The sequence below is a fragment of the Aureimonas sp. AU20 genome (assembly GCF_001442755.1).
In the GTDB taxonomy this organism is placed as follows: domain Bacteria; phylum Pseudomonadota; class Alphaproteobacteria; order Rhizobiales; family Rhizobiaceae; genus Aureimonas.
The window spans coordinates 1,051,218-1,062,257 of sequence record NZ_CP006367.1; the positions used below are offsets into that span (position 1 = coordinate 1,051,218).

Sequence of the window (11,040 nt, forward strand, 5' to 3'; positions counted from 1 at the left end):
TGCATCCCTCTGAGCTTGGAAGGATGCTACGCGGGGAGTCCTAACTCCTCTGGGTTATGTCATTTATGATTTTAACGACTTGGGCTCTTGCGGGAAATCAGGCAAGCAAAGCAAATGGATCGTTCGGATCGCGCGAAGATATAGTTCAAATCCGAGCCAATCCTGCTCTCACGCCTTGGGACCCAAGGCCTTGCCGAACAGATCCGCGATGGCGAGTCCGCCGCTTCGGCTGAGATGGTTGTCGTCGGCATAGAGCGGGGTCGCGTCCAGCAGCATAGGGCAGCCGCGCTCGGGCGAGCAGAGCCGCGCGCCGACATCCACGATGCGGAACGGATGGGCGCGCGCCACCTCCGCCAAGGCCTGGCGCAGCGGCGCCTGCCGGGCCTCGTGCAGGGAGAGCGGCAGGCTCGTTTCCGAGGGACGGCCGAACAGCGCGTGGAACATCAAGGCGCGCGGAACGTCGAAACGCTGCTCCGGCACGAAGGCGAGGAGCGTGACGTCGAGCGGCCTCAGCGCCTCCACCATGCGCGCGAGGCCGCGGCGAAACACGGCGGCGTTTTCCGCGTAGCCCGGTGCGGGCGAGGCGTCGTCGGTGATGAACCAGCCCTCGCCCCTAAGCTGGCCGAAGCGGTTGCCGAGGAGGGCGCTGGTCCAGCGCGCGGTGACAATGGCCTGCCCGAGTTCGGGATGGCTCTTCACGAAGGCGAGCGCGGCGTCCACGAAATCGCGGCATTCCAGATTGCTCTGCCGAACGCCCACCAGCGGAAAGCAGCCGCTATGAACGAGGGCATAGCCCTTGCGCCCGGCCCGGCGCGCGGCCTCGTCCATGGCCGGCATTTCGGCGTCGGCGAAACTGTCCCCGATGAAGACGAAGCTCGGCGCCTGGGCGCCGGGATCGCCGATCAGGCAGGCCTCGCCGGCCCGGAGGCGATCGATCGCGATCCGGTCGCATTCGCCGCGGCGCGGGTTGGTGTCGAGAGCTGCGGCGGCATAGCTGCGGGCCGGTTCGTGAAAGCGCCCGGTGAAGCCGCCGGTGACATGGGTGGCGAGGGTGAAGGCCAGCGTCAGCGCGCCGAGGCCAGCAGTCGCCCAGAACAGGCGCCGTTGCTGGCCGGGCCAGGCATGTCGGAAAGGCTGCTCGATGAAGCGCCAGGAGAGAAACGCGAGAACGCCCGTGGCGCCGAGCGCGAGCGCGCCCTCCGTCGGGGTCAGCTCACGCATCAGCACGTAGCGCGCGCCGACCAGAACCGGCCAGTGCCAGAGATAGAGCGAGTAGGACACGAGCCCGACGAAGACGAGGGGTTTCAGCGACAGGAGAGCGCTGATCCGGTTGTCCCCGTGCCGGCCGGCCTGGAGCAGCAGCGCGGCGCCGAGGCAGGGCGGCAGGGCGCTTTCGCCCGGAAACAGCATTCCGTCGTGATACAGAACGAGCGATCCGAGGATCAGGAGAAGGCCGGCGAGGCCGCAAAACTCGGCCCCGCCGCGCGTCGCGGGCGCGCGGGGCCAGAGCGCGACCAGCGTGCCGGCGAGGATCTCCCAGAAGCGCGAGAAGGGCAGATAGAAGGCCAGCGAAGCGTTGACGCGCACCAGCCAGACCGACAGGGCCAATGACAGGAGGAACCCCGCCAGCACGAAGGCGAGCCGGCGCGCGGCCGAAACACGGCCCATCAGCACCGCCGCCAACGGGAACAGGACGTAATACTGCTCCTCCACCGCCAGCGACCATGTGTGCAGGAGCGGCGCGGTCTCGCTGGAGGGATCGAAATAGTCGCCCTTCAGATAGAAATAGAGATTGGACAGGAATCCCGCCGTCGCGGCCATGCTCTTGCCCATGATCTTGTAATCCATGGGTGTGGCAAAGAGCGCGAAGACGAGGGCGGTCGCGCCCATGACGGCGGCGAGCGCGGGCACGATGCGCCGGATGCGGCGCTCGTAGAAGCGCGCGATCGAGAAGTCGCCCGCATCCACCTCGCGAAAGATGATGCGCGAGATCAGGAAGCCGGAAATGACGAAGAAGATGTCGACGCCGACGAAGCCGCCCGGCAGCATCGCCGCGTGAAACAGAAGCACCGAGAGAACGGCGATCGCGCGCAGCCCGTCGATGTCGGCGCGGTAGGGCTGTGGGGCTCGGTGAGAGGCGCTGGACCGGGGTGCGGACGGGGCGCCTGGCCCCGCCTCGGCGGTGGGCGCAAGACCATGTGCAAGTGTCGAGACGATCTTACCTTGCACTGCGGTATGCCTGTCATGCGTCCGGGTTTTCCTGACATACATCCTCTAGAGGATTGGACAAGATGCTAGAACCGCAGGGTTGTTCTCAAATAGAGAAAATAAAACCCCCGGTCGAAAACAGGATAGGGCAGGTGTGCCGTCAGATATTGCAGCGCGAGGCTTGCGACGAAAGGGCAGCGTTGGCCGGGAGCGTGGCCGCCAACTCACGCCCGTCGATGCCCTCGCCGGCAGCCGCTGCGCGCCCATGCCGCAGACCTCAGACCGAAAGAACCTTCACGCCCTCGCTCGCCAGGCGCGCCACGCTGAGCTTGCCGCCCCGGCAGGCGTTCGTGTCGACGCCGATCCGATAGCGCGACAGGAAGGGCAGCTTGGTCGGCGTGTGGCCGTGGATCACCGTGCGCTCGAACGGCGGGCCGTCGTGTTCGAGGAAGGGCCCGCGCACCCACATCAGGTCCTCGTCGCTCTGCGCCTCCAGGGGCACGCCCGGTCGCGCCCCGGCATGGCAGAAGAAATAGCGCGGCGTGGACAGGACGACGGGAAGTCGTTTCAGAAAGGCGAGATGGCTATGCGGGATCTCCTGCGCGAAGCGCAGCATGATGTCGGACAGGGCGCGGCGGCGGTTGCCGGCCAGGTGCTGGAGATCGTAGCCGTAGGAGAACAGCGTTTCCGTGCCGCCGAACTCCAGCCACCATTCGGGGTCGACCGAACCCTCCACGAAGCGCAGCAGCATGTCGTCGTGGTTGCCGCGCAGGCAGACGCGGCGAAAGCCCTCGGGCGGCGGGGCAATGAGATGATCCAGCACGCCAGCGCTGTTCGGCCCCCGGTCGACATAGTCGCCCAGCATGACGATGAGCTTCAGGCCGGGCGTGCGCTTGCCGTCGGCCACGATCCGCTTTTCCAGCTGCTGCAGCTTGTCGAGGCAGCCATGCACGTCGCCGATCGCATAGATCAGGGTCGGCTCGCCCGGCAGCGCGAGCCGGGGAAGAGGCTCGCGCCCAGGTTCGCTGCGCGAAGGCTTGGCGCGTCCGTTCGAAAGCGCAAGCAGCCGCTTGCTGAACCAGTTCACCATCCTCCGCTTCACCGTTCTTGCCAAATCGCTGTTTCCCTCATGCGGGCCTCGTTATAGGGAAGAGCGGCGGACCGTGCGACGGGTTTGAGGCTAGAGCTTGTTATGAACCGAGGACGCACCCCCGCTGGGGGCAGCCAAGTCCGGCACGGCTCCAGCCTCAGGGTGTCCAGCGTTTCGCAGGCACCGAACCGACCGGACAGGCAACGCCGCGCGGCCCGATACGCTCCCCGAAATCGCCACTGGTTGGGAGAGGTCTGGGGACCGTTGTGCGGCTTTTCAGAGCAGGTTGCGCGGCTCCGTCGCAAACCGGAGCGGAGCTCAATGCACACGAGGCGGATGCGATGGCCGGCTTGATCGGCGCCCGGCTCGACCCGCGTCGGCTGGGGCGCCTCGCGTTCTGTTTGGTGCTGGCGGCCGGCTTCGTTTGGAAGGCGGCCGCGACGCCTATTCCGGCTCTTTTGTCGGCGCTCGCCTTCGCGCTTCTGGCGTCAGCTGCGACGTTCTGCCGGCCGGCCGGCGGGGCGGGCCGCCTGTTCGACCGCGCGCTTCTAATCGGCGGCGCTCTAGCCCTCTTCGCGCTGTTTCAGGCGTTTCGCGTCGAGGGAAATCCCTTGGCCCATCCCGTCTGGAGCGAGGCCTCACCCTTTCTCGGCGCGTTGCCCGGCGCCATCTCCGTCGCGCCCTACGCGACGCTTCAGGCCATGCCGACCGCGCTCGCGCCCTTTCTCGCCTTCGCCGCGACGCTCGCCTTTTTCCACGACGATCGCTCGGCGACGCGGCTGCTGCGCCTTCTGGCGCTGCTCGGCGGAGCCTTCGCGGCCTTCGGCCTCGTGCAGGTCACGCTCGCGCCCGGCAGCCTGCTCCTGTTCGAGAAGCAGCATTATCTCGACAGTCTCACCGGCTTCTGGGTGAACCGAAACGCGGCCGGCGCGCTGCTGGGCGTCGCCAGCCTTGCCGCGCTCGCCTGGCTGGTGGACGCGGTGAAGGGGCTCGATCTCAGCCCGCGAACGCGGCTCCTGCCGGAGGACGGCGCCTTTTCGATTTCGCCCGACCGGCTGCTGCCGGCGGGGATTCTGGTGCTCTGCGTGCTCGCGCTGTTTCTCAGCAAATCGCGCGGAGCGCTGATGGCGACGGTCGGCGCCTATGCCGTGGTTCTGCCGCTGATCCTGCATGATCTCGGCAGCCGGCGCGGCACGGGCCATCGTGATGGGCCGGCGGATCGGCCGAGCCGCGTCCGGCGCTTCCTGCTCGCCGCCGCGTCCGGTCTGCTTCTGGTCGGGCTCGTGGTCGGCCTGTTCGGCGGCCTGTCCAGCGCGCGCCTCGCGCAAGAGGGCGTGGACGACGGACGCCTATGCTTCTACCGCGCGGCGCTGGAGGCCATTCGCGATCGCCCCGCGTTCGGGTTCGGTCTCGGCACGTTCGACTGGGTCTTCCCCGCCTATCGGCAGGCCGACTGCGCGGCGCTGCCGGTCAGCGTGTCGCGGGCGCACAATGTCTATCTGGAAGCGCTGGTGGATCTCGGCCTGCCGTTCCTGCTCCTCGCCTTTTGTCTGGTCGGCGCGCTTCTCCATATGCTGCTTGCGGGATACCGCGCCCGCATCCGCCGCCGGCATGTGCCGATCGTCGGGCTGGGCGTGGTGATCCTTCTGGCGCTGCACGGCCTCGTGGACTTCTCGCTGCAAGTGCCCGGCATGGCGCTGTATGCCGCCGCCTTTTTGGGCGCGGTGGGCACGATCGGCTCCCGGCGCGCCGCCGGGCGGGGCGCAAGGCGAGAGGCGGCGCGCGCGAGCGCCGCTCAGCCCGCCGTTTGAAGAAAGCGCACGGGCTTTCGCGGCGAAGGGGGCAGGGGGTGGCGCGCGTCGAAGCCGCAGGCTTCCACGGGAAGCGCCGGCGCCTCGGCGGCCCGCGCCAGAAGCTCGGTGACCTGAGCCTGTTCGAGCTTGGCCGCGCGGGCCAGAAGGGGCTCTCGCCGATCCAGGGGGACGGCGCTGAGCACGCCCACAAGTCCAACCCGCGTCTCCGGCCGGTCGAGCGCGGCGAGAAGCGCGAGGCTGTCGTCCGGCGCGCCGCCGGCCAGGAAGCGGCAGAGATCAACCCGCAGGAGCGGATCGGCGAGCTGCTCCGGTAGATCGGGGCTTTGGGCTAGCGACACCCAGCGCAGCGCCATGGCTGCGCCCTCATAGGGGGTCTGGCGCGCCGACAGGCGCATCATCGCGCCGTAGCGCACCGGCTCGAACGCGGCCAGGAACTCCAGCGAGGCAAGGCGCGCCCAGGTCTGGCCGTCCAGCGGCGCGCAGGCGAGCGAGGCGCGCGCGGCCGCGTCCGCTGCCTCGAAGCGCTGGAGGCGCGTGTCGAGATCGACCCCGTCCGCCACGTCGCGCTCGAGCAGGAACAAGGCGGCACTGAGCCGGGCGCGCAGCGGGCGCTCGGCGCAGCCGGAGCCGGCGGGCGAGGCCGCTTCCAGAACCGCACGCGAGGTGGGCGCGATGCGGGGCAGGGCGCGCGCCGCCTCCAGCGCCTCGGCCGTGCGCGTCAGCGGCAGAGCCGAAATCTCCGCCCGGAGAAAGCCGAGCGAGAGCGCGCCGACTACGGCCGCGAGCGCCAGCGCGATCAGGCTCGGGCGTCGCCGCGCTAGGCGCTGGCTCGGCGAGGACGGGCCGGGCTCCCGGCGGTCTTCGGTGCCGGCCGATCGGGGCGAACGCTCCCTTGGCATCGAGCGGCGCTCTGTCCGTCAGTTCCGGTAATAGGCGTCGTAGCGCGAGGAATAGTACTCCGACGAGCCATAGGCGCGATAGAGCTTCATCCTGCTGCTGTCGGACTTGGTTAGGACGATGCCGAGGCACTTGGCGGCGACCGTCGGATTGTTGCGCAGGATGCTGCGCACGACATGGCGCGCCGTGCGGCCCCATTCCACCACGAAGACGAAGGCGTCGACCCGGTGCGCGAAGGCCTTGGCGTCCACGATGGCGCCGAGCGGCGGCAGGTCCACCAGCACATAGTCGAAATGGGCGCGGGCTTCCTTCATCAGGGCGCCCATGCTGGCCGAGCTTAGAAGCTCGCTGGAATGCGAGATGCGCTGCTTCATCACGGCGGGCAGCACGGCTAGCCGGCCCGAGGCGTCCCACAGGAGATGCGGCGCGGCGTCGCCGCGCCCGTCGAGAATGGTTTCCACGAGGCCCGTTTCGGGCCGGGTGGCGAGGCTGCGGGTGAGGCCGGGATTGCGCAGATCGCCGTCGATCAGGATCGTGCGCCGATCCTGCGAGGACAGGAGAACGGCAAGGTTGGAGGAGGTCGTGGACTTGCCCTCGGAGGGAAGGCACGACACGATTCCGATTACCTTGGAGCGCTCGTCCGGCAGGCTGACATCGGCGGCGATGCGCACGTTGCGCAGCGTTTCGGCGAAGGAGGACATGGGGTGGTCGCGCGTGTGCGCGGCTATCGCCCCCGGCGCCCAGAGAACGCCGCCCGCGGCCAACGCGCCGGCTTCCGAGACCTGTCGCGGATTGGGCTTGACCAGCGGCAGGTAGCCCAGGAACTCGAGGCCCGTCTCGCGGATGACCTGATCGCCGACGCGGAAGAAGCGATCGCGATACTCGCGCCAGGCGCCCGCCGCCGTTCCGGCGCCGATGCCGAGGAAGGTGAAGAAGGCCAGCATCAGCGGCTTCTTGGGCGCGCTCGCCTTCTGCGGCACCTCGGCCCGGGTGATGATCCGCGCCTGCGTCACCGGGAAGGACTGCTGCTGGATCGTTTCCTGGTAGCGCTGGAGGAAGGTCTCGTAGAGCGTCTTGAAGGCCTGCGACTGGCGCTCCAACTCGCGCAGGCGCACCTGAGTGGTGTTGGCGTCGGCGTTCACCGCCAGGGACTGCGTGAGGTTGGCTTCGAGCGACTGCTCGCGCGCCAGCGCCACCTTGTAGGCGTTGCCGTAGCTTTCCGAGATGCGGCCAAGCTCGGCGAAGATCAGCCGCTCGTAATCCTTCATCTGGTCGCGCAGGCGCACCGCCTGCACGTGGTTGGCGCCGAGCTTGGCGCTGATATCGGCCTCGCGGCGCGAGGCCGAGAGATATTGCTCGCGCAGGCTGTTGATCGTGGTGCTGACCAGCGCGTCGTTCACCACCGCGTCGGTCCGCCCGCTTTCCATCAGGCCGCGAATCTGGTCGTAGCGCGCCTTGGCCTCGGCGGTTTCGGCCTTGGCCGTCACCAGCTGCGAGCTGACGCCGGTCAGCTGCTGCTCGCTGACGAGCTGGCCGTTGCTGGCGATCAGGTTGTTGTCGGTGCGGAACTTCTCGACCGCGAGATCGGCGTCGTAGGACTGGCGCTGCAACTCGGCGATGCGGTCCTGCAGCCAGTTGCCGGCCCGGCGCGTCGCGTCGTACTTCGCCTCCAACTGGTCGTCGAGATAGGCGTCGGCATAGCCCTGCGCGATCTGCTGGGCGAGAACCGGCGTTCCCGCCTTGTATTGCAGGTTCAGCACATAGGTGCGCCCGACGCGCTCGACCTCGACATTGCGCACGAGGCGCGAGGCGGCCTCGGCGATCCGCTCCTCGTCCGAGCTCGGGTCGATCTCGGGCGACCAGAACAGGCTCGGCAGGAAGGTCACGAGGCTCTTCACCGCCCCGGTGATGCGCCCGATGACGGAAGGGGAGGCCTTCATGAAGGCCTCGTTCTCGGCGAGATGCAGCCGCTTGGCCACGCTTTCCGCCAGATGGGTCGACTTCAGAAGCTCGACCTGGCTCAGCATCTGCGCCTCGTCCTGAAGGATCGCGGTCGGCTCGCTGAACTGGTCCGTCAGGCGCGGCGCGCCCTTGTCGATGAAAATGTCGGCGGAGGCGGTGTAGACGGGAACGGCGGTCAGGATATAGGCGACGCCGAGAAGCAGACCGCCCAGCGCACAGGCGATGACGAGCTTGTATTGCCGGCGAACGGCCGAGAGAATCCGCTCGAAATCGATCAATCCACCCAACTGGTGATCGTCCGCCGCCTCGGACGATCGAACGTCGGGGGCACGGGTCTCGGGGAAATGCAGCACGGGGCGATCCTGTTCGAAACGGACGGGGCCGATCCTACCCCGTTCCGGCGCATTCGCACATGCAATAAAGTTTAAATTATGTAGGTTTCGCGTTCCGCGGGCCGCCATTCAACAGGTTTGGCCGGCTATGGATCGAAGCTGCTGGCGGGTTGCGCGAGGCGACACGGCACTTTGCCTCGGCATCTCGGCCAAGGGATTGTTGCGATGCAGCGATAACCTGGGGTGGCGGGGCGATCGGGTCGCGCCGACCCTCAGCTCGACGGGCTGGCGTCCCGGTTTTCGGTGACGGGCGGCAGCGTCGTCGGGGCGGTGGTGATGTTGGTCGTGTTGGTGGTGTTGTTGATCGTCGTCGTGCCGGCGGGCGCGCCGAGAAGAACGAAGCTCGTGCCGCCGGACCCCGAGCCTTCGGTGAAGGACAGCGAGGTCGAGGGGCGCGAGGCGCTGGAGCCGGCGTCCGTGTTGGCCACCGTGCTGTTGCTGCCGGCGCCGTTGGAGGTGCCCGCCGCGCCGCCGCCCGAAAGCGAGCCCGCGCCGCCACCGGCGCCGCCGCCGGCCGCGCCACCACCCCCGCCGCCACCGCCCGCCGCGCCGAGCGCGGCCGTGGCGGGCTGGGCCAGGGCGGTGGTGAAGGCCGCGATCAGCGCCGGGTTGGCGGAGGCTGCGACGGTTTCCTGAATGAAGGCGGCATAGGACGGGGCGATGGACTGTCCGGCCTGCGCGGCGCGGGCGAGCCCGGCGCCGATCGCGGCGCGCTGCGACGGCGACAGGCCATCCCCGGTGGACAGCGTCAGAAGCGCCGGCAGCGCCTCGGCCGAGGAGGCCGCGAGGCGGCGCACTTGGTTGGCCATGGCCGCGCCGCCCTCGGGATAGGTCGAGAGCATCTGCGCGGGATTGTCGAGAAACGCCCGCAGTTCGATGTCGCCGACCCGGCCGGGGCCGGTGAGATAGGCGGCCGGCGGCGTCGCGCCGCTATTGGGCGCGAGCGCGGCGACTTCCTGCGGCGCCGGGCTGCCTGCCGGGGCGCCGGTGGGCGGCGCGGCCTCGGCGGTGGGGCTGACATTGGCCTGCGGCTCGGCTGTCGTTGATGCTGCCTGGGAGGGCGCTGCCTGGGAGGGCGATCCCTCGGAGGGCGATCCTTGAGTGGGCACGGGCGACGAGGCAGCGGGCGATGCGGGCGCGCCTGCGTCCTGCGCCAGCGCCGCGAGGTTGAGGCCGAGCGTCAGGGAAAGGGCTGCCGAGGCGGACAGGAGAAGGGAGCGGGTCATGACGGCATTCGTCCTATGGAGGCGGAATGCCTCGGCGCGGAATCGATTGGCCCGGACGCCGGCGAGACGTTCCGGGCCGCTGATGCGCTAGGGCCTCAGCGCAGGGTTCTCTCGGCGTTGCGAACCAGCACGGCGTCGGTCGCCGGGCCGGCGACGCCGGACGTCACCGTGTTCACGACCGCGAGGAACTTCGTCACCTCGGCCGAGTCGGAGTTCGAGATATAGAGAATGTCCTTGTCGCGCATCCCGAATTTCTGCGCGAGGAACAATCCGTCAGGCTTGCGCAGGTTCAGGCGGAAGATCACCGGGAACTGCCCGTCGCCGCCCTTGGTGACGCCGGTCTGAACGCCCATGCGCGCCAGGGTCTGCGCGTCCACGAGACGATACAGGAAGACCTGGGCGGGGTCCGCGCGGCTGTCGAGCAGGCCGCCGACCTTGCCGATGGCCTCGGCCAGCGTGAGGTTCGACTCGTCGAAATCCACGCGCCCCGACAGACCCGAAGCGCCGAAGGCCAGGAATGTGCGACGCTCGCGGTTCACGTAGACCACATCGCCTGGATACAGGAAGATGTTCTCGCGCGGGTTGGACAAAAGCTCCTCGAAGGGCACCGTCGCCGTGGTGCTGCCGCGCTGGAGCGTGACGTAGCTTTCGCGGCCCGGCGCGCTGAGGCCCCCGGCCCCGGAGATCGCGTCCAGCACCCGCTCGCCGTTCGGATTGATCTCGATCTTGGCCGCCCCGTTCACATCGCCCAGAACGGAAATCTGGCTGGACCGGCTTTGCACGAGGTTGATGACGACCTGCGGCTCGATGGCGCGGTCGGCGAGGCGCTGCTCGATATCGGCGCGAATCTCTTCCGGCAGGCGGCCGGCGGCACGGATCGCCCCGGCATAGGGCACGTTGATCTGGCCGCGCGTGTCGACCGTCTGGTTCGGCAGGGTGATGAAGTTGCCCGGGCGGCTGCCCGCGTCGGCGGGAATGAACAAGCCGCCGGCGGCCGACTCGAACAAGGTGATCGACACCACGTCGCCCACGCCCAGCGGCAGGCTCGGCGGCCCCTTGCGGCTCGGGCCGAAACCCGTGCTCAGCGTCTTGTTGGCTTCCAGCGGGAAGAAGCCCAGGACGTTGGCGGTGAGATCCACCAGCGCATAGGGGGTCTGCTCGGTCTTCTGGGCGGCGAGGTACACGGAAGCCTGCCGCTCGATCGCCTGATCGTCCGGCCCGGAGCGCGGCAACGTCGAGCAGCCCGACAAGGCGAGCAAGGCTGACGCAACGCTCGCGAAATAGGCTTTGCCGTAAGACCGCATACAAAACCTCTCATCCCGTCCGACGGCTTGCTGCCGTGCATCACGGTGCTTGGACCCGCTTCTTGCTTCGCGGAAGAACCGCGCCGCAGCGCCAGAACGCCCCTCCCGGCGAGGCTTGCGGGCTCGCCGTGGTAAAGGGCCGCTTAA

At 68.7% G+C, this 11,040-nt stretch carries 7 protein-coding genes; 1 reads left to right on the forward strand and 6 read right to left on the reverse strand.

Annotated features, from left to right (window positions below; all coding sequences use genetic code 11):
• Positions 1–168: 168 nt before the first annotated feature.
• On the reverse strand, positions 169–2,229 hold the full coding sequence (locus tag M673_RS04820) for an acyltransferase family protein (RefSeq protein WP_187301299.1): 2,061 nt from the start codon (positions 2,227–2,229) through the stop codon (positions 169–171).
• Positions 2,230–2,485: 256 nt separating this feature from the next.
• A complete protein-coding gene (locus tag M673_RS04825; RefSeq protein WP_061974049.1) occupies positions 2,486–3,298 on the reverse strand; it encodes a metallophosphoesterase family protein in 813 nt (270 codons plus the stop codon).
• Between the two features lie 341 nt (positions 3,299–3,639).
• On the opposite strand from M673_RS04825, the gene M673_RS04830 reads away from it, so the two are divergent.
• On the forward strand, positions 3,640–5,109 hold the full coding sequence (locus tag M673_RS04830; protein ID WP_061974051.1) for an O-antigen ligase family protein: 1,470 nt from the start codon (positions 3,640–3,642) through the stop codon (positions 5,107–5,109).
• On the opposite strand, the gene M673_RS04835 is transcribed toward M673_RS04830, so the two are convergent.
• From M673_RS04835 to M673_RS04850, 4 genes are all read right to left on the reverse strand, one after another.
• The gene (locus M673_RS04835) at positions 5,094–6,011 is read right to left on the reverse strand and encodes a hypothetical protein (RefSeq protein ID WP_061974053.1); all 918 of its coding nucleotides are present in this window, start codon (positions 6,009–6,011) and stop codon (positions 5,094–5,096) included. The genes M673_RS04830 and M673_RS04835 overlap by 16 nt on opposite strands.
• 18 nt (positions 6,012–6,029) lie before the next feature.
• On the reverse strand, positions 6,030–8,324 hold the full coding sequence (locus M673_RS04840; protein ID WP_187301300.1) for a polysaccharide biosynthesis tyrosine autokinase: 2,295 nt from the start codon (positions 8,322–8,324) through the stop codon (positions 6,030–6,032).
• 251 nt (positions 8,325–8,575) lie between these two features.
• On the reverse strand, positions 8,576–9,589 hold the full coding sequence (locus tag M673_RS24515; RefSeq protein ID WP_061974057.1) for a hypothetical protein: 1,014 nt from the start codon (positions 9,587–9,589) through the stop codon (positions 8,576–8,578).
• Between the two features lie 95 nt (positions 9,590–9,684).
• Positions 9,685–10,893, reverse strand: coding sequence for a polysaccharide biosynthesis/export family protein (locus M673_RS04850; protein WP_061974059.1), 1,209 nt, complete (start codon positions 10,891–10,893; stop codon positions 9,685–9,687).
• Positions 10,894–11,040: the final 147 nt, after the last annotated feature.

Coding starts and splice junctions, on each gene's coding strand:
- M673_RS24515 (WP_061974057.1), bottom strand. CDS start 9,589: ATGACCCGCTCCCTTCTCCTGTCCGCCTCGGCAGCCCTTTCCCTGACG.
- M673_RS04835 (WP_061974053.1), bottom strand. CDS start 6,011: ATGCCAAGGGAGCGTTCGCCCCGATCGGCCGGCACCGAAGACCGCCGG.
- M673_RS04825 (WP_061974049.1), bottom strand. CDS start 3,298: ATGGTGAACTGGTTCAGCAAGCGGCTGCTTGCGCTTTCGAACGGACGC.
- M673_RS04830 (WP_061974051.1), top strand. CDS start 3,640: ATGGCCGGCTTGATCGGCGCCCGGCTCGACCCGCGTCGGCTGGGGCGC.
- M673_RS04850 (WP_061974059.1), bottom strand. CDS start 10,893: ATGCGGTCTTACGGCAAAGCCTATTTCGCGAGCGTTGCGTCAGCCTTG.